The sequence below is a fragment of the Pontixanthobacter sp. genome, assembly GCF_049682855.1.
GTDB lineage: Bacteria > Pseudomonadota > Alphaproteobacteria > Sphingomonadales > Sphingomonadaceae > Pontixanthobacter.
In genome coordinates, this window is sequence record NZ_JBAUIK010000002.1 from 1 (window position 1) to 23,518 (window position 23,518).

The 23,518-nt window shown below is 58.6% G+C and carries 19 protein-coding genes; 9 read left to right on the top strand and 10 right to left on the bottom strand.

What is annotated here, in order from left to right:
* Positions 1-20: 20 nt before the first annotated feature.
* The 6 genes from WA922_RS00340 to WA922_RS00365 form a co-directional block, all read right to left on the bottom strand.
* Complete coding sequence (locus tag WA922_RS00340) at positions 21-1,406, bottom strand: alpha,alpha-trehalose-phosphate synthase (UDP-forming) (RefSeq protein WP_424769687.1); 1,386 nt, start codon at positions 1,404-1,406, stop codon at positions 21-23.
* 7 nt (positions 1,407-1,413) lie between these two features.
* Complete coding sequence (locus WA922_RS00345) at positions 1,414-3,246, bottom strand: glycoside hydrolase family 15 protein (protein WP_424769688.1); 1,833 nt, start codon at positions 3,244-3,246, stop codon at positions 1,414-1,416.
* On the bottom strand, positions 3,231-3,920 hold the full coding sequence (gene otsB, locus WA922_RS00350) for a trehalose-phosphatase (protein ID WP_424769689.1): 690 nt from the start codon (positions 3,918-3,920) through the stop codon (positions 3,231-3,233). Before otsB ends, WA922_RS00345 begins: the two co-directional genes overlap by 16 nt.
* Positions 3,921-4,067: 147 nt before the next feature.
* Positions 4,068-4,664, bottom strand: a complete 597-nt coding sequence (locus WA922_RS00355; RefSeq protein WP_424769690.1) for a hypothetical protein — start codon at positions 4,662-4,664, stop codon at positions 4,068-4,070.
* Between the two features lie 199 nt (positions 4,665-4,863).
* A complete protein-coding gene (locus WA922_RS00360) occupies positions 4,864-6,711 on the bottom strand; it encodes a DUF885 domain-containing protein (RefSeq protein ID WP_424769691.1) in 1,848 nt (615 codons plus the stop codon).
* 111 nt (positions 6,712-6,822) lie between these two features.
* Positions 6,823-8,124 (bottom strand): amidohydrolase family protein, encoded by a 1,302-nt coding sequence (locus tag WA922_RS00365; RefSeq protein WP_424769692.1) that lies wholly within the window; start codon positions 8,122-8,124, stop codon positions 6,823-6,825.
* Between the two features lie 239 nt (positions 8,125-8,363).
* Between WA922_RS00365 and WA922_RS00370 the strand changes: the two genes are divergently transcribed.
* Positions 8,364-10,436, top strand: a complete 2,073-nt coding sequence (locus WA922_RS00370; RefSeq protein ID WP_424769693.1) for a S9 family peptidase — start codon at positions 8,364-8,366, stop codon at positions 10,434-10,436.
* 129 nt (positions 10,437-10,565) lie between these two features.
* Here WA922_RS00370 and WA922_RS00375 read toward each other — a convergent pair whose 3' ends face one another.
* Positions 10,566-11,477 carry a MipA/OmpV family protein gene (locus tag WA922_RS00375; RefSeq protein WP_424769694.1) on the bottom strand — a complete coding sequence of 304 codons (912 nt, stop codon included), beginning with the start codon at positions 11,475-11,477 and terminating at the stop codon, positions 10,566-10,568.
* A gap of 58 nt (positions 11,478-11,535) precedes the next feature.
* Between WA922_RS00375 and WA922_RS00380 the strand changes: the two genes are divergently transcribed.
* The 7 genes from WA922_RS00380 (at position 11,536) to WA922_RS00410 (ending at position 19,902) form a co-directional block, all read left to right on the top strand.
* Positions 11,536-11,847, top strand: coding sequence for a hypothetical protein (locus WA922_RS00380; protein ID WP_424769695.1), 312 nt, complete (start codon positions 11,536-11,538; stop codon positions 11,845-11,847).
* An 84-nt stretch (positions 11,848-11,931) separates the two neighbouring features.
* Entirely contained in the window at positions 11,932-13,170 is a 1,239-nt protein-coding gene (gene crtY / locus WA922_RS00385; RefSeq protein ID WP_424769696.1) for a lycopene beta-cyclase CrtY, read from the top strand.
* Positions 13,171-13,232: 62 nt separating this feature from the next.
* On the top strand, positions 13,233-14,720 hold the full coding sequence (locus tag WA922_RS00390; RefSeq protein ID WP_424769866.1) for a phytoene desaturase: 1,488 nt from the start codon (positions 13,233-13,235) through the stop codon (positions 14,718-14,720).
* 8 nt (positions 14,721-14,728) lie between these two features.
* Complete coding sequence (locus WA922_RS00395; protein ID WP_424769867.1) at positions 14,729-15,310, top strand: TIGR00730 family Rossman fold protein; 582 nt, start codon at positions 14,729-14,731, stop codon at positions 15,308-15,310.
* Positions 15,311-15,384: 74 nt separating this feature from the next.
* Positions 15,385-16,347 carry a phytoene/squalene synthase family protein gene (locus tag WA922_RS00400; RefSeq protein ID WP_424769697.1) on the top strand — a complete coding sequence of 321 codons (963 nt, stop codon included), beginning with the start codon at positions 15,385-15,387 and terminating at the stop codon, positions 16,345-16,347.
* Between the two features lie 9 nt (positions 16,348-16,356).
* Positions 16,357-18,252 carry an acetyl/propionyl/methylcrotonyl-CoA carboxylase subunit alpha gene (locus tag WA922_RS00405; RefSeq protein ID WP_424769698.1) on the top strand — a complete coding sequence of 632 codons (1,896 nt, stop codon included), beginning with the start codon at positions 16,357-16,359 and terminating at the stop codon, positions 18,250-18,252.
* Positions 18,253-18,375: 123 nt separating this feature from the next.
* On the top strand, positions 18,376-19,902 hold the full coding sequence (locus WA922_RS00410; RefSeq protein ID WP_424769699.1) for an acyl-CoA carboxylase subunit beta: 1,527 nt from the start codon (positions 18,376-18,378) through the stop codon (positions 19,900-19,902).
* Here WA922_RS00410 and WA922_RS00415 read toward each other — a convergent pair.
* On the bottom strand, positions 19,899-21,161 hold the full coding sequence (locus tag WA922_RS00415; RefSeq protein ID WP_424769700.1) for a multidrug effflux MFS transporter: 1,263 nt from the start codon (positions 21,159-21,161) through the stop codon (positions 19,899-19,901). The two genes, WA922_RS00410 and WA922_RS00415, sit on opposite strands and share 4 nt — an antisense overlap.
* 102 nt (positions 21,162-21,263) lie before the next feature.
* Between WA922_RS00415 and dinB the strand changes: the two genes are divergently transcribed.
* Positions 21,264-22,385, top strand: a complete 1,122-nt coding sequence (gene dinB, locus WA922_RS00420) for a DNA polymerase IV (RefSeq protein WP_424769701.1) — start codon at positions 21,264-21,266, stop codon at positions 22,383-22,385.
* Here dinB and WA922_RS00425 read toward each other — a convergent pair.
* Together WA922_RS00425 and WA922_RS00430 are read right to left on the bottom strand one after the other, a co-directional pair.
* Positions 22,371-22,859, bottom strand: coding sequence for an NUDIX hydrolase (locus WA922_RS00425; RefSeq protein ID WP_424769702.1), 489 nt, complete (start codon positions 22,857-22,859; stop codon positions 22,371-22,373). The two genes, dinB and WA922_RS00425, sit on opposite strands and share 15 nt — an antisense overlap.
* A complete protein-coding gene (locus WA922_RS00430; RefSeq protein ID WP_424769703.1) occupies positions 22,847-23,473 on the bottom strand; it encodes a 6-phosphogluconolactonase in 627 nt (208 codons plus the stop codon). Before WA922_RS00430 ends, WA922_RS00425 begins: the two co-directional genes overlap by 13 nt.
* Positions 23,474-23,518: the final 45 nt, after the last annotated feature.

Genomic DNA, 23,518 nt, shown 5'->3' on the forward strand with positions numbered 1-23,518 from the left:
GGCGCACGGACTGGTGAAAATCAGGGAGCGATTGCGGTAAGATCGTTGACGAAATTCTGGGTCCAGCCGTGAATATCATCATCGCGAACCGTTTTGACCAGCGCATCATATCGGCGTTTGCGCTCGCCCAGCGGCATGTCCAACGCCTCGCGGATGGCGCGTGCCAGATTGTCCGGGCTATGCGGATTGACCAGCAGCGCGTCAGTCATCTGATGCGCGGCCCCGGCAAATTGTGACAGGATCAGCACGCCGGGATCATCCGGGTCCTGCGCCGCAACATATTCCTTCGCCACCAGATTCATCCCGTCACGCAAGGGGGTGACCAGGCCGATTTTGGATGCGCGGTAAAAGCCGCATAATTCGGCCAGACTGTGCCCTTTATTGACGTAGCGGATGGGGACTATATCCACTTCTGACCATGCACCGTTAATCCGGCCGGTCTTCCGCTCCAGCTCGGCGCGGATTTTTTGGTAACTGTCGACGTCTTCACGGCTTGGCGGCGCAATCTGGACGAACACCAGATCGCGCGCGCGCTGCGGATTTTGATCGAAGAAGCGGGAGATGCCGTCAATCCGTTCGGGCAGCCCCTTGGAATAATCCAGCCGGTCGACACCGATCATCGCTGTGCGGTGGCGGGTGCTGGCCAGCATACGCTGCGCCGCTTGCCTGGCTTCGGGTGTTTCGCCTTGCGCCTGGATATGGTCCCAATCGACCCCGATAGGGTAGGCGCGGGCATGGGTGACACGGCCTTCAAAGGTAATCTTGCCGCTTGCTTCATCAACCTCTGCACCCAGTTCCTTGGCGCAATAATGCTGGAAACTGCCCAGCCATTCACGAGTCTGGAAACCGATTACATCATATTCCAGCATCGTGCGGACCAGCCGCTCGTGATAGGGTAAAGACACAAACAGGCGCGCTGGCGGCCACGGCGTGTGCAGAAAAAACCCGATGCGGTTTTTGTGGCCGCGCGCGCGCAATCGTTCGCCCAATGGCAATAGATGATAATCATGCACCCAGATCAGATCATCGGGCTTGGTCAGTAAAGAGACGCTTTTGGCAAAATGCTCATTTACCCGTTCATATCCGCGCCCTGTCTCGTTTTCATATTCGGTCAGGTCGAGCCGGTAGTGGAACAGCGGCCACAGCGTTGAATTGGCATAGCCATTGTAATATTCATCAACGTCATGCGTACTCAGATCAATCGTTGCGGTCGTCACACCATCTGCGGTATGCATCTGAATGTGGCTGGTGGTTTCGGCTGCTTCATTGCCTGACCAGCCGAACCATATCCCGCCATATTTCTTGAGCGCAGAATTAAGAGCTCCGGCCAGCCCGCCCTGCGCGCCTGCCGCACCGCGTGCTTTCGCCACGGCAACACGGTTCGAAATTATGACCAGACGGCTCATTCGCGGTTCACCTTATATCGTTCCATGATTTGGACAGCAGCCCTGCGCAATTGATGATCCCGACCAGCGAATAGGTTTGCGGGAAATTGCCCCACAGCTCGCCGGTTTTCCAGTCGAGATCCTCGCTTAGCATACCGGAGCCCGTGCGGTGGCCGAGCATGGTTTCAAACAGACCCCGCGCCTCGTCTGACCGGCCCGCCAGATGCAGCGCCTCGATCAGCCAGAATGTGCAAACGTTAAATGCTGTTTCGGGCGCACCAAAATCATCTTCTGCTGCATAACGCAGCATATGGTCGCCGCGCCGCAACTGTTGCTCAATCGCGGCAAAGGTAGCCTTGAAACGCGGATCATCGGGGCGCAGGAACCGCAGATCAATCATTTGCAGCAGGCTCGCATCCAGATAATCGGACTGATAGCTGGCTTTGTAATGGCCCGCCCCGCCCTCATCATTGCTCTCGACCCATGCCGATGTCTCGATCGTGTCGCGGATGACATCCGCCCGTTCACGCCACAGGGCGGCGCGAGCGGGTTTTTTCAGATATTCAGCGGTGCTTGAAAGCCGGTCACACGCCGCCCAGCTCATCACGGCGGAATAAGTATGCACTTCCTGCCGGGTGCGGAATTCCCACAGGCCAGCATCGGGCTGATCATGCATTTTCCACGCCATCTCGCCCACTTCCTCCAAGCTGGCGAAATCGGTATCGTCGGCGATGCGCAGCAATCTTTTGTCGATAAACCCCTGCACCGTGGGCAGCACGATCTGGCCGTAACAGTCATGTTGGACCTGTTTATAGGCCGCATTGCCGACCCGAACCGGCCCCATTCCGCGATAGCCAGCAAGATAAGCGGCGGTTGTCTCGTTCAGCTCGCTTTCGCCCATGACGGAATAGAGCGGCTGGATCTGTCCGCCTTTTGCATCATCGACAATATTGCGCAGATAGCCGAGATATTTTTCGAGTACATCGAGCGCGCCCAGACGATTGAGCGCCTGCACGGTGTAGTAGGAATCGCGGATCCAGCAGAACCGATAATCCCAATTGCGCTCGCTGCCGTCATGCTCAGGGATTGATGTGGTGAGAGCCGCAACAATCGCGCCGGTTTCCTCATGCTGGCACAATTTGAGCGTGATCGCGCAGCGGATGACCTCGTCCTGCCATTCAAACGGCGTGGCAAGGCCGCGCACCCATTGCTGCCAATAATACCGGGTGGACTGTTCCATCCGGCGAATTTCCTCCCGCAGATTGCCAACAAATGGCTCGTCCGGACCGAGGAAGAAATGCGTATCGCTTTCAATCCGGAACGTGCGGCCCTCCATAATATAGCCGATCGGCGCATCGGTGCTGAGACGCAGGCCCTGATCACCCACCAGATAGCGGATATGATTGGTTCCATTGGTCATTTCCGCAAGTTTTGCGCCGTAATTCTTCATCGGGCGGAGCACCACCTGAATGCGCGGATTGCCGGCAATGGGCCGCACAATCCGGCCGATGGCGACCGGCCGGTACATTCTGCCCTTGCCTTCATATCGCGGACAGAAATCAAGCACTTCGACGGCGCTGCCATCTGCCGCTTCCAGCCGGGTGACGAGGATCGGGGTGTTGCGGATATATTCCTGCGTGGAGGATATCTGGCCTTCCAGCTCAAACCGCCAAACGCCAGCATCCTGATTGTCCCCGTTCAGCAGCGCGCAGAAAGCCGGATCCCCATCAACCCGCGGAATGCAGCCCCACACCAGCCCGCCGCGATTATCGATCAGTCCGCTGATCTGGCAATTGCCAATCGGCCACAGATCTAAATCGGGTACGGCGCGCATTGCAGGCATGGTCACAGGCTCAGCCATTGATGGACATCTTTCACTGTTGAGAGGGTATATTGTGCATTGTGCGACGGCCGTTCGCCCACTGCAATGCCAAATCCGCCCAGATTGGCCGCAGCCGCAAAACCATCTTCATCGGTCACATCATCGCCGATAAAAATGGGGACCGAACCCGCAAACGGGGCCACATCCATAAACGCCCGGACTGCACCGCCTTTATCTGCGCCTGTGCGGACCAGTTCAATCACGCATTTACCGCTTTTGGTATCCAGTCCGTATTCGCTGGCAATCTGGCTGGCGGCGGCCTCTATCGCCGGGCTGCTTTCAGGATTGGCGCGGAAATGCAGCGCGGCGCCATGCGTTTTCTGTTCGAGCAAAGCATCGAATTTCAAAGAGACGGCTTGCAGAGCCGCGATAACCGCTGCGTCGAGCGGCATGGGCGGCTCACCCAGACGCGGTCCATCAGCGGGCAGGCGATCCGCACCATGCGATCCGGCACGCGCAATATCCAGCGGTCCGATATGCTCGGCAATATTATCGAGGCTGCGCCCGGAAACGAGAGCGAGCCGCCGGTCCATCCGCGCTGCCAATTTGTTCAACCGCTGCGGCAGATCGCCCGGCACCTCAATCGCGTCAGGACCGCTGGCGATTTCAATCAGCGTCCCGTCAAAGTCGAGAAACAGAGCATATATCCCCATTTCGCATAATTGAGATAGCGGCGGCGGTGGGGCCAGCGAAGGGGGGCGCGCTTTGACAGACATCGGCTGTGTGTAACGTGCCGGTGCCGCAGTGGAAACCGCCTATGCAGACCTATTCACGCCGCAGCCCGGCAATCCGCGCAATATTCAGCCCGCTTCGGTCCTGGCCAACATTGCCGCCGCAATCGCCAGGAACAGGGTCGCCGCCGTACCTACGCCGCCCGCCAGCATCACGACGTCCATACCCGCGGACATGGCCAGCAAATTGGTCGCCACCGCGCCGAGCCCGGTCAGCGCAGCAAGGCCGCCAACCGCTTTGGCCGCGCCGCCGCCAATCCGCAGCCAATGGATACCGAGCAGCAATCCGGCAAAACCGAACAGAAACTTGCCCGCAAAATAGAGGAAAAACGCACCCGCCAACACGGCCTCGAATGCCGGAGCCATTGCAACTCCGGCATCTTTCAGCGGCCCGAACATGGCAAGGCCCATACCCACCTGGATGACATTGAATACCCCGCCAAGCGACACTGCCGCCCACGCCGCGCCATACGCAGAACCGCGCGCGAGCGGGACCAGGGCGAACACGCAAATCGCCAGGAATGCAGCCGCTTCCACAGTCCAGATGATATTCGCAGGCGGATCGATACCTGCCGAACGCAATCCGATGTAAATCAGCTGGGTCACGACTGTAACAATCAGAAAAAACGCTGTTATCAGCGATGCACGGCTTGCAGAAAATTGCATGAAAGGCCCCCTAGAAACATATGCGCATTCAGCCGCGCCATAGCGTCCGGTTCGCGCTATCGGATCAATTGGTTACAGCGGCAACCAAAAAATCCGCCATATCCGGGGCGGGACCGATTAATCGCGCATAGCGTATTTGCAGTTATTGGCTCTGGCTCTGGCTCTGGCTCTGGCTCTGGCTGTGGTTCTGACGCAGCAGTCACCCGGCCTGAGCAGCAATCCAGCTATCGATTTTCTTTTCCAGCACAGGCAGCGGCAAAGCGCCGGTATTGAGCACTTCGGCGTGGAAGCCCTTAATGTCGAAATCATCGCCAAGCTGCGCCTCCGCCTTGGCGCGCAATTCCTGAATCTTGAGCGCGCCGACCTTATAGGCCAGGGCCTGTGTCGGGATGGCGATATACCGCTCAACCTCGGCAGTCGCATCGGTCAGTCCCATCGACGAATTGTCGATCATATACTGGATCGCTTGGTCGCGGCTCCAGCCTTTGGTGTGCAGGCCAGTATCCACGACCAGCCGCATTGCGCGCAATTGCTCATCGGCCAATGTGCCCATCCGCTGATAGGGATCATCAAACAGGCCCATTTCATATCCGATAGTTTCCGAATAAAGCGCCCAACCCTCCACATAGGCTGTGTTTCCGCCAAACCGCATGAAGGCGGGCAAATCTGCATTTTCCTGTGCCAGACTGATCTGGAAATGGTGCCCCGGTGCGCCCTCGTGCAGATAGAGCGTGGTGTTGCCGATGATGTTGCGGCTCGGCAAATCATAGGCGTTGAAATAGAATATGCCCGGGCGCGATCCGTCCGGCGCACCCGATTGGTATGATCCGCCAGCTTGAAATTTTTCGCGGAACGGTTCGTAAGGTTTAATTTCCAGCGAAGTGATCGGAACGAGCGAGAAATACTCACCGATTTTTGCGTCGACAATTTCACCAATGCGGTAATAATCCTGAGTGAGCCATTCGCGGCTTTCGGGCTGGAATTGCGGATCGGTGCGCAGATATTCGAAGAATTCCTGCAAGCCTCCTTCGAAACCGACTTCTTCCTTCACGCCTTCCATGCCCTCCAGAATGCGCGCGACTTCGGACAGGCCCAGAGTATGTAGCGCATCCGCAGTCAGCGGCAGTGTGGTCGTGCTTTCAATCATCTGCGTATAGAGCGCATCGCCGCCCTTCATTTCCGTGAGGCCGGTGGTGGTGCGCGCAGCGGGAAGATAGTCTTCGAGCAGGAAATCGCGCATCCGCGTGTTGGCAGCATAGACCGCGCTGATCGATTCCTGAAAATCAGCATAGAGCACAGCCTTTTCTTCATCAGTAAAGCTGTCCGGAAAATTCTTGATCGGACCCCAAAACGGCGAATCCTCGATCCCCTGCCCCAATTGTGTGTTCAATTGTTCGATCACATTGTTGATGGTCAGGCTGGTTTCCAGAACGCCGCTGTCCATGCCCTCGCGGAATTTCGCAATCGCGCGGTCGCTGATGGCGATATAGTCGGCATTGCGCGACAGGCTGTTGCGGTAATCCTCAACCGTATCAAACGGCGCGGCGCTCTGCCCGCTCGCAAGCGTTGGGTAGAATGTATGGAACCCGGAGAAATGGTTGACCGGGCGCACTTCGGTCAGCGCGCGAATTTCCGGCGTATTGCCTTTCAGCGTCTGTTCCTGATTATACTGAAACACATCATAAGCGATCATGTCGGCCGCGCTCAACGCATCGCGGTCAATCGCTTTCAATCCCTCCAGATTGGCCCGCGCATCAGCAATGGTCTGGTCCGCATATTCATCGGTCAGGAAATCACCCAGCCTGTCGGCATAGCGCATATCGCCGCGAAACAGCGCGCTGATCGGGTTGAGTTTCAGACTGGCTTCGTCAGCGGCGGCAAACAGCGCCTTGAGCTTGGCTGCTTCGGCCAGGTCATGCGCTTCGCCTTGACCGGGTATGGCGCGATCCGCCGCATGGGGCATTCCACCATGATGATCGGCCAGAGCGGGCGCGGCGGGCAGAGCCAGCGCAGCACTGGTCAGCAGAATTATGCGGAATGTAGTCATGAGAGATTTCCTGAATTGATTGCTATAAATGCGTGCGCGTTGCCGCCGCGCAGGACCTGTGCTGATCGGCCAACGGCGCTCTCGGCCCGATCAGCGGCAGGGTAATCGGGGCTACTTTACAATGCGCCCGCGCGCCATCACCCAATCGACATCTTCGAGAACGGTGACATCGGTCAGCGGATTGCCGTCTACTGCGATAATATCCGCTGAATAGCCCGCAGCGATGCGGCCGATTTGACTGTCCATGCCCAGCAAAGCCGCAGCGCGGGTTGTGGCCGAAGCGAGTGCCTCCCGGTTGGTCATGCCCACCAGCCCGGTCAGCATGGCGAACTCTTCTGCATTGCGGCCATGTTCAAACACACCCGCATCAGTGCCGAAAACGATAGTCACGCCGTTATCATGCATATCTGCCGCCGCTTTGCCGACAACTTCCAGAGTTTGGCGGATCTTATCCTCCACCTGAGGCGTATAGACCCCCTGGCCCAGCCGCTCGCGAATGCCGGTATAGGCCATCAGTGTCGGCACACAGGCAGTGCCGCTCGCGCGCATCTGCCGGATCGCGGCTTCATCGCCAAATGTGCAATGTTCAATGCTGGCCACACCCGCGCGGCTGGCCGCCTCGATACCGCGCGCACCATGCGCATGGGCGGCCACTTTCAGCCCCAGCGAAGTGGCAGTGGCGACGATACTGGTCATTTCGGCATCGGTGAAATGCGCCTCCAGCCCGCGCGCTTGCTGGCTCAGCACGCCGCCCGTCGCGGTGATTTTGATAACCCCGGCCCCGCGTTTCGATGCCTCGCGCACGGTGGCGGCGCATTCGGTCGGGCCGGTGCAGGTAAAACCGGTGGCAAGCGTTTCATTCACATCCGTGCGAAAACCGCTGACATCGGCATGTCCGCCAATAATCGCTATACTGCGGCCAGCCGTGATAATACGCGGACCGGGAATAAAGCCCGAAGCTGTACCGCGTTCAATCGATTGCATCACTTGCCCGCTACGTGATCCCAAATCGCGCACTGTGGTAAAGCCAGCCTGCACAGTCAGCCGCGCATTTTTGGCGGCGACCACGGCGTACCATTCATCGGGATCAACCGCGCCGCGCCAGTAATCGCCGGAGGGATCGCCCGATAGATGCGTATGCATATCAATCAGGCCGGGCAGCACGGTTTTGTCTTTCAGGTCGACCGCAGCGGCACCGTCCACTGGATCAACATGACCGCTTTCAATGGCGGTAATCTGCCCGTCAGTGACGATAATTGTCGCCGGACCGGTCGGCTTTGCCGCTGCATCGGAAATGACCGTGCCTGCATGGATATAGGTCGTCTCTGCACAGGCAGCCGAAGCCGTCAGCCCGGTTGCCGCAATAGCCGCGATGCTGGCAAAGCGGCGCGATAATCTGGCAAAATTGGTCATTGCGATAGTCTCCCTTTACCACGCACCATGCAACGCCGTGGTGGCGGGGGCAAGCATTGGCCGGAAAATCGCAATATGAGTGCATTGAGCCGCAAACTGGTTTTGGGGGAACGGGCTGCGCTGCCAGCCGTTTTCATGCGCATGCATATTGGTTGCAATCGTAACCGTCTCTGTTTTACGGTAGGGTATACGCATTACGATCGACACCCGATCACCCGTCACGAGAGGAATTATCTGACATGAACCGCAAGTTAGTGCTGGCGTCTGCCCTGCTAGGCTCCGCATCCATCGCTGCCACCGCCACTGCGCGCCCGATGACACCCGAAGATGTCGCCAAGATCGAAAGCGTCGGCGCAATCGCAGTATCGCCCGATGGCAGCCGGGTGGCATATACTACGGCCAGCCTGCCCGACGTCACTGTTGGCGAAGACAACGGCTCGACCATGCAGCAGCTGAATATCGCTTATGGACCGGGCACTGCCCGCGCTTTCTTGCCCGCAGATGTCAGCCCCGGCGGTGTCAGCTTCTCCCCCGATGGCCGCATGGTTACGTTTGTATGGGCGGATGAGGATGAAGACCGCGCTGTATGGGGTGTGCCCGTCGATGGCGGCGCGCCAATGAAACTGGCAGAGGTCAGTGATACCAATGTGCGTTCCTACAGCTTCAGTCCAGATGGCTCGACCGTCTATATGCTGGTGGGGCCGGGCGAAGACAAACAGCGCGATACGCAGCGCAAGGCCGGGTTTGATTCGGTTGTTTATGAGGAAGAAGCCAATCTGAACCGCGTATTTGCCGCAGCAGTCGGCGGGAATATCGATAAGGACCCGCGCGAGATCACGCTGCCTGGCTATGTCAGCAGCTTTACCGTGGCGCCAAATGGCCGGACAGCCGTGATCGAAACCGCTCCGACGCCGCAAGTTGATGACAGCTATACCTCGAAGCGGGTGAACATTCTCGACCTTGCCACCGGCGCAGTTTCCGCCGTGGTGGCAACGCCGGGCAAGATCGAGGATTTCGAAATCTCGGCTGACAGCAGCATGATGTCGCTCATCGCCGGTGTCGATAAAAATGATCCGGCCGCCACCACAATACACTTTGTCGATATGGGCACCGGTGCATTTACTGCGCTGAATGCAGGGGCCGCAGAAGCCGCCATTGATGCGGAATTTGTAAGCGACGGGCGTCTTGCGGTTGTCGTTCACAAGGGCGCGAGCAGCTATCTTCGGTTCTATAACAGTGACGGCTCGCAAGAGAGTGAAATGTCGATGGGCGACTTGGCCGTAACGGGTATCGATGCCGGCGGGGAGCGGATTGTCGTTCGTGCCAGCACCGCCCGGCATCCAAGCGAGCTTTACGCATGGGAAAATAACACATGGCAGCGTTGGACCACGCATAATCCGTGGCTGTCAGAAATCACCTTTGGCAAGCAAAGCGTGGTCACCTATACCGCGCGCGACGGGCAGGAAGTTGAAGGCGTTCTGATTGAACCTGTCGGCGGCGCTCCGGCTGGCGGCGCTCCGCTGATCATGAATGTCCACGGCGGCCCCGAAGCGCATGAAAGCAATGGCTGGGTCACCGCCTATAGCAAACCGGGGCAAGTGGCAGCGGGCCAGGGCTACGCCGTATTCCTGCCCAATTATCGCGGTTCGACCGGATACGGGGTTGATTTCGCCAAGCAGCACCAAAACGATTATGCCGGTAAGGAATTCAACGATATCGTGGACGCCAAACGGCATCTCGTCGCGCAAGGTATCGCCGATGCGGACCGTACCGGTATCACCGGCGGATCATATGGCGGCTATGCCTCCGCATGGGGCGCAACCGCACTGTCGGCAGAATATGCCGCCAGCGTCATGTTTGTCGGCATTTCCAACCAGGTCAGCAAATTCGGTACCGGTGACATTCCATACGAGATGTATAACGTTCACAGCCTGAAATGGCCGTGGGATGACTGGCAGGGCATGCTTGAGGTTTCTCCGGTATATCACGTGGACAAAGCCAATACGCCAATCCTGATCATGCACGGCGAGGAGGATACCCGCGTTGACCCTGGTCAAAGCCTTGAGCTTTATCGCTCCATCAAGGTGCGTCAGCCTGACGTGCCTGTTCGCCTGGTGTTTTATCCCGGCGAAGGCCACGGTAACCAGCGCGCAGCCGCCCGCTATGACTACAATCTGCGGATGATGGAATGGTTCGGCACATATCTCAAAACGGGCGACCGGCGAGCCGAGATGCCCGCCCCGCGCCCGCAATTGGCCGAAGGCGCAAAAGGCGCAGAAGCCGCAGAAGCCGCCAACGATAGCGAAGACTGATCGCCGATATCTCGGCTTAGGACCCGGCACAAAAAGGCCCCCGTGGAGAATATCTGCGGGGGCCTTTTCCTGTCCGGGTTATCCATCGCTGGGGCGATTACCCCCAAAACTGCGACCGAACGTCAGAACCTAAAACGCGTAGCCTAGCCCCGCACCGACAAAAAACTGGTCGCGCGATCCGCGAATGCTGGTGAACGGTGTCTCTGCCGCGTCGCCCTGAAGCCGGGAATAGCCGCCGATCAAAACCGCATTGAGGCCGCCGTTCAGGGCATTGCCGTCCAGGTCAACGCCGACCAGTGTGGTTGCGCTCAGGCTGGTAATTCCGCCTTGTGCATTAAACTGCGGCAATCCGGAGGCAGCCGCCTGGGCCGGGGAGACGCTGAAATAATATTCGGCAAAGTCGTCGCTGACATAGGTTGCACCGAGCGAGAGCGAAACGAGCGTACCGCGGTTGACCGGGGTGGAAAATGTAATGCTGGGGTCTATCGTCATCCCGCCATGCGCGCCTGCCACATCCCACCGCACATCCGCACCGATGCTCAAACTGTCAAACGGGTTGGTCAGGCCCGAAATGCTGACCGCGCCGCTGGCGCCCAGTTCAACCGCTGTATCAAGCTCGCCCGCCAATTCGACCACGGGATCCTTGATGCGGTTGGCGCGGTCATTGCGGATGCGGAATACCGGCCCAAAAGCAATTTGCGGCCCGCTTTCAGTGTCCTTCACGAAATCAAGCGCAAGACCGGCCGGGCGCGGCGCAATATCGACCCCGCCGATGCTCCCCTGCACAACCGGCAGCGGATTGATGATGTAATCATCCGATCCGGCATAGGACGGGCTGTACGCGGCCCCGAAACCTATATTGAGCCAGGTATCGTCAAACACAGTGTCCGGCGGTCCAGCACCTGCACCAGCAGGAGGGCCGGATGGATTGGCAGTAACCGGATCTACAAGGGGGCCGTCTTGGCCAGTCACACTTGGCGATAGGGCAACAGATGCCAGAATAGATGCTGTCGCGGCTAGCGCCGTAAAACGGGTCGTCATTCAAATTTCTCCAATATGGTAGCATAACGCCCTGCACTGCTACCCGTTCCGGCAGGTTATGATGAAAGATTCGATGCACGCCGCCATCGCCGCGACGGGGGACATGTCGCCGATGGCATTAACCGTTCTTATGACCGAGTTGATGGCCCGTTGGGCAATGCTGAAATTACGCACCAACGCCAAGAAATGGTTCAGATCCGCCAGAAATTTCCTGATGATTTCTATCGCAAGCAGACATGCCCCTTGGCCCCCTTCGCCCCTTTGGCACAGCCGCCAGCCATTGCGGCGGGCACGCACTGCCAAGAACCTCTTTCACTCCCGCAAACCCCATGATTTGGACGCCGCACCCGGTTGGATCGGCGTGTCCTGACCCTGGCCCGCCCTCGCGGCATCGAGCCCGGCATAGTCACCGCCATTGCGTGCAGCCACCGGGCACCGTAAGGCCTGATGCATAATGCATCGATCGCCGCACTCACCGCCCCCATCTGCGCCCTCTCCCGCCTCTCCCGATAGTCGGACAGAAATTGCAATTGTTGGCGGCGGATTGGCCGGCGGATTGATCGCTCTGGCTTTGCGCAAGCGCCACCCAGAGATGAATGTCATGCTGATTGAAGGGCAGGATGTGCTCGGCGGCAATCACCGGTGGAGCTGGTTCGATACTGATCTGGATGCTGCGGGTACCGAGTTGCTGGCCCCGTTCCGCAAATCGGAATGGCAGGGCTATGATGTGCATTTCCCCGCATACAGCCGAAAATTGCCCAGCATTTACCGATCGCTGACATCCGAAGATTTTGACGCAGCCCTGCGCCGCGAATTGAGCCAGCAGAGCATTCACACACGGCGCGATGTCGCCTCGCTTGATAGCAGCGGGGTAACGCTCACCAACGGCACGCGCATTTCTGCACGCACCGTGATTGATTGCCGCGGCCCCGGCCCGAGCAAACATCTGACGGGCGGGTGGCAAGTGTTTATGGGCCGCCTGACCCGCACTGACAGGCCGCATGGAGTTCAAAAACCGGTGATTATGGATGCACGGGTGGACCAGCACGATGCCTACCGTTTTGTCTACGTTCTGCCGCTTGGTGCGAATGAGCTGTTCGTCGAAGACACGTATTATCAGGATGATCCGGTGCTCGACCGTAGCGCCTTGTCTGGCAGGCTGGACCAATATCACGCGCAGCATGGTTGGCACGGCGAGATACTGGGCGGCGAAACCGGTATTCTACCGGTCATTACCGGCGGTGATTTTGCGGCGTTTCAGGCAGAGAACCGGATACAGGGCGTCGGCCGCGCGGGTGCACGCGGCGGCTTTGTCCACCCGCTGACCAGCTATACCATCCCTTTCGCTGTGGAGACCGCCCTTGCCATTGCCGAGGATGCGGAATTGCCCGGCGAGCAGTTGGCGGCTTTGCTGGAAACGCAGGCGCGGCGGCATTGGGCCAGGACGAAGTTCTACCGCAGTTTGGGGTCAATATTGTTCGGCGCGGCAGAACCCGGGGAACGATACCGGGTGTTCGAACGCTTCTATCGACTGGACGAGATGCTGATTGAACGTTTTTATGCCGGTAAATCGCGTTTTGCTGAGAAAGCCCGCGTCCTGATCGGCAAGCCGCCCGTATCTGTCATCAAGGCGCTCGGCGCTCTGGCTGGCACCGGCGCGCCGTTAAACGCGCATAAGGAGACCATTGGATGACTGCCGACCTGCTTGATAAATCCGCGACGAGTATCACTAGCAAATCAGATGGCGGCGCGGCGATGACCGGCAAAACCGCCTGCGTTGTTGGATCCGGCTTTGGCGGCATGGCGTTGGCGATGCGGCTGCAATCGGCGGGTATCCAGACAACGGTGATCGAGGCGCGCGATAAACCCGGTGGCCGCGCATATTATTGGGAAAAGGACGGCTTTCTGTTTGATGGCGGCCCAACCGTCATTACCGATCCCCCCTGCCTGGAGGAATTATGGGCGCTGTCGGGCCATACCATGAAGGACGATGTGGAACTGATGCGTGTGCACCCGTTTTACCGCCTCAACTGGCCCGACGGGCACAATTTTGATTATTCCAATGTTGAGGACGAATTAAACGCTGAAATTGCCAAGCTCGATCCGGCAGATGTCGATGGGTATCGCCGCTTCCTGGAATATTCGGCGGGCGTGTATGAGGAAGGTTACGTCAAGCTTGGCACCGTGCCATTCCTTGATTTCAAAAGCATGCTGAAAGCCGCCCCTGCCCTCGCTAAAAAGCAGGCATGGCGCAGTGTCTATTCGATGATTTCCAGCTTCGTGAAGAACGAGAAATTGCGCGAGGCGTTGAGCTTTCACACTTTGCTCGTCGGCGGCAACCCGTTCAAAACCAGTGCGATTTATACGCTTATTCACAAGCTGGAAAAAGACGGCGGCGTATGGTGGACACGCGGCGGCACCAACCGGCTGATTGCGGGCATGATCCGTCATTTTGAACGGCTGGGCGGCACCATGATGGTGGGTGATCCGGTGGTCCAGGTTCATACGGTTGGAAACAAAGCGACCGAGGTCGAAACGAAAAGCGGTTTCAAACAGCATTTTGATGCGGTCGCCAGCAATGGCGACATCATGCATTCCTATCGCGATCTGCTGTCTGAAAGTCCGCGCGGCAAAAGCTATGCGAAAAAGCTTGCGCGCAAGACATACAGCCCTGGCCTGTTCGTGGTTCATTTCGGGCTGGAAGGCACCTGGCCGGGCATCCCGCACCACATGATCCTGTTCGGTCCGCGCTATAAGGGTTTGCTCGACGATATTTATGATCACGGTGTATTGCCGCAGGATTTCAGCATCTATCTGCACCACCCCACCGTCACTGATCCCAGCATGGCGCCAAAGGGCAAAAGCACCTTTTATGCGCTGGTACCGGTTGCCCATATGGGCAAACTGGCCGTCGATTGGGATGAAGTCGGACCGATTTTGGAAAAGCGCATTCTCGATGAGATTGGCCGCCGTCTGATCCCTGATATCCATGACCGGATCGTCACCAAGTTCCACTATGCCCCGTCAGATTTTGCCGAGGACCTCAGCGCCCATCTGGGCAGCGCGTTCAGCCTTGAGCCGGTTCTGACGCAAAGCGCGTTCTTCCGCGGTCATAACCGCGATGATGTGATCGACAATTTTTACCTCACCGGTGCAGGTACGCATCCGGGCGCGGGCATACCCGGGGTAGTGGGCAGTGCGAAGGCGACCGCCGGATTGATGATCGAGGATCTGGCGGGGTGAAAGGCGCGCTGAACCGCATCGCTGTCTATTGCGGGTCGGCCACTCCTGGCGATACGCGCTATATGGAGCTGGCCCGCACTGTCGGCGCCACGCTGGCGCAGCGCGGCATCGGCGTGGTGTATGGCGGCGGGCGGCTGGGCCTGATGGGGGCAGTGGCATCGGGCGCGCTGGAAAATGGCGGCGATGTGATCGGCGTAATCCCCGATGCTCTTGCGGGTTCCGAAGTCGCCAACCACGATTGCACCGAATTACATACTGTGCCCGGCATGCATGAACGCAAGAAGCTGTTCACCGATCTGTCCGACGGGTTCATCACTCTGCCTGGCGGCGTGGGTACGATGGATGAGTTGTGGGAAGCGATGAGCTGGGCACAATTGGGGTATCATTCAAGCCCCGTCGGTCTGCTCAACGCATTCGGGTTTTACAACGATTTAATTGCCTTTAACGCCCGTATGGCAGAAGTCGGATTTGTGCGGTCGGCGCATCAAGGGATCTTGATCTCCGCCGATACGCTCCCTGAGCTTCTTCTGAAAATGGAGGAGTACCGGCCGCACACCCCCATTTTCCAGATGAAAGCTGACGACCTCTGAGCGAGCCCGTGCCTGCCAAGCGCATCCTAGCCCCGTCGCGGATACTCCGCAGCACTGAAAGCCGCGCGGGCGGAATGCGGCACCGATCCGCCTTGGTGGAACGCTCACGCGCCACTATCAAAGATGGCAGCAAGAGCTTTGCTGCCGCCTCTATGCTGTTCGACAAGGCGACTCGCGAGCGGGTATGGCTGCTTTATGCATGGTGCCGCCGGTGCGATGATATTGCGGATAACCAGGATATGGGCCGGACAATAAAGGGCGCATTGGGGGACCAGTCCAACGCGCCAGACCGGCTGAAATCGATCAAGGTCCTGACCCGGCGCGCACTGGACGGGTTGCCGACTGCCGATGCGGCATTCGATGCGTTCGGTCTGGTCGCGCAGGAATGCGGGATTACCCAAGGCATGGCCGATGATGTCATTGCGGGCTTCGCGCTGGATGCGCAGGATTGGCGCCCGCGCGGTGAAGGCGATCTGATGCGATATTGCTATCACGTTGCTGGCGCCGTTGGGGTGATGATGGCAAAAGTCATGGGCGTACCCGCCGATGATGAGGAAACGCTGGATCAGGCATGCGATCTGGGGCTCGCCTTCCAACTGGCGAATATCGCGCGCGATCTGGTGGAGGATGACGCGGCGGGGCGCTGTTACGTCCCAATGGAATGGCTGGCAGAAGAGGATATCGAACCCGGCCAGCATACCAAGCCGCATCACCGCACCGAATTGGCCGATATTGCTGATAAAATGATCCTGATCATGGACAGGCACGCCAAGTCTGCCCGGCTCGGCGCAGCAAAATTGCCATTCCGCAGCCGCTGGGCAATCCTGTCCGCCACGCGGATTTATTCCGATATAGGTTACGAAGTGCGCAAGCGCCGCGAAGCGGCATGGGACAGCCGTGTCTATACCTCCAAAGCCGCCAAATTGCGCCATGTCAGCGCGGCATTTTTTGAGGCACTGGCTAACACTCCGCGCGGCCCCGATGAATTGCCGCGCTGGACACGCTCTCAACTTGCGGAAAAAGCAGCGACAGCTTAACCGCAACCGATGATCAAGAAGCTCCTCATCGCCAATCGCGGCGAGATCGCCTGCCGCATTATCCGCACTGCCCGCGAAATGGGCGTGGCGACGGTTGCGGTCTATTCCGATGCTGATGCGCGGGCGCTGCATGTGCGCCAGGCGGATGAGGCGGTGCATATCGGCCCCTCGCCCGCTGCCGAAAGCTATCTGGTCGGCGACAAGATTATCGCCGCCGCCAAGCAAACGGGAGCAGAAGCAATCCATCCAGGATACGGGTTTCTGTCGGAGAATGCGGACTTTGCGCAGGCCGTCCAGGATGCGGGGCTGATCTGGATCGGGCCCAATCCCGATTCCATCCGCGCGATGGGTCTGAAAGATTCGGCCAAGGAGCTGATGCAGAAGGCGGGCGTGCCGGTCACCCCCGGCTATCTGGGTGACGATCAATCGGTAGAGCGCCTGAAAAAAGAAGCCGATGCGATTGGCTATCCCGTACTGATCAAGGCAGTTGCGGGCGGTGGCGGCAAGGGAATGCGCAAGGTTGATGCGGCGGAGAATTTCGCAGCCGATCTGGAAAGCTGCCAGCGCGAATCCAAGGCCAGTTTTGGCAATGATTACGTGCTGCTGGAGAAATGGATCACCTCTCCGCGCCATATCGAGGTGCAGGTGTTTGGCGACAGCCACGGCAACGTCGTCCACCTGTTCGAACGCGACTGCTCGCTCCAGCGCCGCCACCAGAAGGTGATCGAGGAAGCCCCGGCACCGGGCATGGACGAGGCCACCCGCGAAGCGATCTGCGCCGCCGCCGTGCGCGCGGCCAAGGCGACCCAATACGAGGGCGCAGGCACAATCGAATTCATCGCCGATGCGTCAGAAGGCCTGCGCGCAGACCGTATTTTCTTTATGGAAATGAACACGCGGCTTCAGGTCGAACATCCGGTGACGGAAGAAATCACCGGTATCGATCTGGTCGAATGGCAATTGCGCGTCGCCAGCGGCGAGGCAATTCCGCTTAAGCAGGACCAGATACAGATTAACGGTCATGCGATTGAGGCACGGCTCTATGCGGAGGACCCGGCGAAAGGGTTTTTGCCAAGTACGGGACGGTTGGAAGAGTTAGTACTGGATCAGACGGTCGCGAGAATTGAAACAGGCGTCATGGCTGGAGATACGGTTTCCCCATTCTACGACCCAATGATCGCAAAGATTGTCATATTCCAACCAACACGCCGGCAAGCAATCAATGCGCTAAAATTGACGTTGGATGAGAGCATCGTTTTCCCGGTAAAAACCAATAAGGGTTTTCTGTTTGAATGCCTTGACCATCCAGAATTTGCGGCTGGCAAGCTAGACACAGGCATGATCGAACGTGAGGGCGAGGCTCTCCTACCCAAAACACAACCTAGCCAAAAAGCGGCAGACGCTGCGGGTTGGCGGTTGCGTACCGATCAATTTGATTGGGACGCGCCCACACACAGCCTGATGGACCGCACCCTATACGGCTTTAGGCTCAACACGCGGCCACAGACCACTGTCAATTTGTGGAGCAGCGAAGCATATTATTCCGCCCAAACCGAAAGCATCGGCAATCTCGCCAGTTCCGGTACTCGCGGCTGCACCGTATTGGTAACTGAACGGGGCCAAGATTGGCATTTTACTCCGCGTCCTGATCGGGGAACGGGCTCTGCCTCCGCCGCCGACGGCGCAATCCTTTCTCCTATGCCGGGTAAAGTTATCGCGGTCTATGTTGCGGCGGGTGACAACGTCACTGCCGGACAACGCCTGATAGTGCTGGAGGCGATGAAGATGGAGCACGCTCTCACTGCTCCATTTGACGGAACCGTGGCCGAGCTCAATGCCTGCGAAGGCGGGCAGGTTCAGGTCGAGGCAGTGCTGGCGATTATTGAACCCATCACGGACATATAGCGACTTAATCCGTTCACCCTGAGCCTGTCGTAGGGCTGTCCTTTCTTGTGATGTTGCGCCACAATGCCGCAATGAACTGCAACCCTTCGACAGGCTCAGACTATTCGGAATTGGAAGTTATCGTTGACTTGGCAAAAAGAACTCGATGAACTCGCCCGCCGTCAGGCCTTTGCCGAACAGATGGGCGGCGCGGAGAAGGTCGAGCGCCAGCACGGACGGGGCAAGCTGGATGCGCGGCAGCGGATTGCAGGACTGGTCGATGCCGGGTCCTTCCGGGAAATTGGCAAGATTGCGGGGCGCGGCAGCTATGATGAAAATGGCGAACTCACTCATCTTGCCGCTTCCAACTATATTTTCGGGCGCGGGAATATAGAGGGCCGCCCGGCGGTCATAACCGCCGATGATTTTACCGTGCGCGGCGGCGCGGCAGATGCCTCGATCCACCGCAAAATGATGCAGGCGGAAAAGATGGCGCATGAGCTTTCCATACCGCTCATCCGTATGATCGACGGCACGGGCGGTGGCGGCAGCGTAAAGACGCTCGAACAGATCGGCGCGACCTATGTCCCTGCCGTGCCCGGCTGGGGCGATGTGGTGACCAATTTGCAGGAAGTGCCGGTTGTCGCGCTGGCGCTTGGCCCTACCGCAGGACTGGGCGCAGCGCGCGCGGTCGCCAGCCATTATTCGGTAATGGTCAGAGGGCTGAGCCAGATATTCGCCGCCGGACCCGCCTTGGTCGAGGCGATTGGCGAAGCATCGGATAAGGAATCGCTGGGCGGATCTGAAATCCATACGCGTAACGGCGTGATCGATGATGAAGTGGCCGATGAATATGCCGCTTTTTCTGCCGCCCGCAGGTTCCTGTCTTATCTGCCCGGCCATGCGCGCGCATTGGCCGCGCGCACGATAACAGATGATAGCCCGGACCGGCGCGAAGACGCTTTGCTCGATCTGGTACCGCGCGATCCCAAGCAGGTATATTCGATGCGCCGCGCGATGGAGATGCTGTTTGATACGGGCAGTATTTTTGAAATGGGCCGCCTGTGGGGCCGCGCCGCGATCACCGCCTTTGCCCGGCTTGATGGCTATCCGGTGGCCGTGCTGGCCAGCGACCCCAGTTTTCTGGGCGGTTCGTGGGATGCCAAAACGAGCGAGAAAGTGGAACGCTTTGTCAAGCTGGCCGATCAGTTCAGGCTGCCGATTGTGCATCTGGTTGACAATCCCGGCTTCATGATCGGCAAACACGCCGAAGTCACAGGCACCATCCGCTACGGCGTGGAGGCGATGAATGCGATATATCGGGCACATGTGCCGCTGGCTTCCATCATCATGCGCCGGGCGTACGGAATTGCGGGCAGCGCAATGAGCAATGCCGATAATTTTCAGTACCGTTTCGCATGGCCGAGCGGCGATTGGGGCAGCCTGCCAGTCGATGGCGGTATAGAAGTTGCCTATAAAGCCGAGATTGCAGCCGCCGATGATCCTGCGGGCCATCTCGCTGCCATTCGCGACCGGCTCAACAAGGTGCGCAGCCCGTTTCGCAGCGCAGAGATATTCAGCGTGGAGGATATTATCGACCCGCGCGAAACACGGCCATTATTATGCGAATTTGCCGATTTGGCGTGGCGGAAACTGAACGAGCGAGCTTAGTCTGCGGTGCGCGTCACATCGGCGGCATCATTTTGCACAGCCTCTGCGCGCCGGAACAGTTTCCCGCGCTCGCTGAAGAGCACCAGCGCCAGAGCAAGCAATGCACAGCTCAGCATTGATATGGCAAGCGGGCGCGCAGACCCGTCATATAAAGACCCGATCAGCGCGCCGAGTACCGCACCAGTGATCATCCGCAAGGCGGTTTGGGCAGAGGATGCCGCCCCGGCAATGTGAAAGAACGGCTGCATCGCAATCGATCCAAAATTCGCGCCGATAAAGCCAAGCATGGCCATCGACAGGCTCATCAGGATGATGAATTGCCATAGGGGCTGCTGCGCCTGTCCGGCGCTGAGATACTGCGCCACGCTGACCACGATGAAGATCAACAGCGCCGTATGGCTGACTCGCCGCGCGCCGAATTTCTCGACAATTCGCGAATTGGTGAAATTGGCCAGCACCATACCGACCACCGCACCGCCAAAAATCAGGAAGAAATAATCGCCTGCGCCGAATGTCTGGCTGATCAATTGCTGGCTGGAATTGAGGAATCCGAACAGCGATCCAAATACCAGCGCGCTGCCCACCACATACCCGATCGCGCCTCTATCGCAGAGCGCAGTCCCCATATTGCGCACGATATTCGCCGCTTGCAAATCCTGCCGGTTTTCCGCGCTCAGCGTTTCAGGCAGGCGGCGCCATGTCCAAAACCCCACGATCAGGCCCATCACGGCCATTGCGCCAAAAATGGCCCGCCAGCCGGCCAGAAACATGATGAGCTGTCCGATGCCTGGTGCCAGAATGGGTACCAGCAGGAAAATCATCATGATCAGGCTCATCAATCGTGCCATCCGGTCACCGCCCACCTGGTCGCGCACAATCGCGGCGGGAACCACGCTTAAACCGGCGCAGGCTACGCCCTGGATGAGGCGTAACACCAACAGCAAATCATAATTGGTCGCCAGCGCACATGCGAGTGACAAGGTGATATAGGCGGCCAATGCAACAGCCAGGATGGGCCGCCTGCCAAACCTGTCGGCAAAGGCGCCAGGAAAGAAGGCCCCAATACCCGAGCCGAGAAAATAGGCACCGATCACAAATTGCCGGTCATTACCCTGCGCGCCCATTTCCAGCGCGATTTCTCCCAGCGCAGGCAGCATCGCATCGATGCCGAAAGCCTGCAGGCTCATCAGCAACGCCATCAGCGCAATCATCTCGCGCTCCTGTAACGGGGGTCTGGCAGGGTGGATGGCTGCGGTCATAGCTGCCCATTGTGCGTTTGCCGGCAGAATAGCCAGTATGTTTTCATCGGAAACGTGCACCACGCAGTTCCCCCTTCGTTCTAAAATGTCTATTCATCGAGTATGGACGGCGATGATCACGATCATGATTCGACCGAAGGCGAAGGCGGGCTGCGCAAGATCATCCATGTCGATATGGATGCGTTCTTCGCCAGCGTGGAACAGCGCGACAATCCTGAATTGCGCGGCAAACCCGTCGCAGTGGGCGGCGGCGGCGGGCGCGGGGTGGTTGCGGCGGCCAGTTATGAAGCGCGCAGTTTTGGAGTCCGGTCTGCCATGCCGTCGGTCACCGCAAAGCGGCTGTGCCCCGACCTCATATTTGTGCGCCCCCGGTTCGAGGCGTACCGCGAGGCATCGCACATCATTCGCGGTATTTTCCGCCACTTCACGCCGCATGTCGAACCGCTCAGCCTTGATGAAGCCTATCTTGATGTGACCGATGATGTGCGCGGCATCGGCAGCGCAACCCGTATTGCCGATCTGATCCGCCAACGGATCAGGGGCGAGACCGGACTGACCGCCAGCGCAGGTGTGAGCTACAACAAATTTATCGCAAAACTGGCGAGCGACCAGAACAAACCTGACGGCATATGCATTATCAAGCCCGGCGATGGTGCGCGCTTTGTCGCCGGGCTGCCGGTGCGCCGATTCCACGGCGTCGGGCCAAAAGGCGCAGAGAAAATGGCCAGGCTGGGTATTGCAACCGGGGCCGATCTGGCAGCCAAGGATATCGATTTCATGCGGGCGAATTTCGGCAGCTTTGCCGATTATCTTTACCGCGCAGCGCGGGGTATCGACTTGCGCCCGGTCCGCGCCAATCGCATTCGCAAATCCGTTGGCGGAGAGCGTACCTATAGCGAGGACATATCGAGCGGTGCGGGCCTGCGCGCGGCAATGGAACATATCGTCGATATTGTGTGGGAGCGGATCGAGCGCGCCGAGGCAAAGGGACGCACCGTGACGCTCAAGATAAAATACACTGACTTCACCCAGATCACACGCGCCCAGTCGCTGTTGGCCAATATCGCCAATAAAACGGAATTTGCGGCTACTGGCCAGGCGCTGCTGGACGAGCTCCTACCGCTGCCCATGCCGATCCGGCTTATGGGGCTGACACTGTCCAATCTGGAAGGGGCGCAGCGCGAAGAACGGTCGCCCGATACAGCGCAATTATCGCTGCTGTGAATGCTTTTGCCATAATGTCAGCCGTTGGCAGGTTAAACGTCCCATCGGCCTAGGCAAAGCGTGTTCTGGAAAAAACCGCGCTTCCAATATTTCGCGCTGGTCGGGCACAGGCTGCTGGCTGGTTGACGCGGTGAAAATATGCGCGAGATGCGGTGATCCCGAAATCGTCTCGGCAATCGTGCCAACCGGAACCACAGTGGTCAGGTGGCAGCCCATCTCCTCATATATTTCACGCTTTGCCGCATCGGCCGGGGTCTCCCCGCGGTCCAGACCGCCACCGGGTAAAGCCCACACTTTGGGGCCATAGCTGTGACGTACAAACAAGATATGACCATCCGCATTGGTCAGGATCATGCTGACCCCCTCAATCCTTGCCCTGGTAACCGTGCGCCAGACATGCCGGATATGGTGGACCAGCGGCAATAATGCGCGGTGCAGCGGCGCCGGGACCAGCCGGGTGATCAGGTGAAGCATTGCACCGGCTGGCTGGCAGCGCGCAGCAGCCGCGCAACGGGCAGATCATGCGCTTCATTGGCCGCAGCGTTAAACACTGCCATCTTGTCATCGCCGCGGATCACAAACACCAGATTATCAGACCGGAGCAATGCGGGAATGGTCAAGGTAATCCGGTCAAACGGCGCCTCGGGCGGGAGCGGATCGGGCGTAAGACGGCGGATCATCTGCGGATCATCCACTTGCGGGTCAGTGTTGGGGAACAGGGAGGCAACATGTCCGTCTGCCCCCATCCCCAGCCACGCCAGAGCAAAATGCGGCGGCAAGCCGTTTTCCGACAGTCGCTGTATCTTCGCGCCTACAGGCTCCAGCAGAGCGCGAATTTTGCCGGTGTTGCTGGCGGCGTGATCTTCGGGCACCAACCGGTCGTCGCCCGGCCACACGGCGATGCGTGACCAGTCAATACCGGTACCCATCTTTACCAGCTCTTCCAGAATGGGAAACGGGGTCGATCCGCCAGGCACAGTAATAGCCACCTCACCATCTGATTGCTCCAGAGCCTGCTGCAGCTTGGCAGCTATCCAGTGGGCAATATGCGGCGCCGCAGCTTTATCAGTGATCGTGATGCTGGTCATGGTTCTTCATACCAAGAAACCAACGCAGATGTAACGGCATAGCTG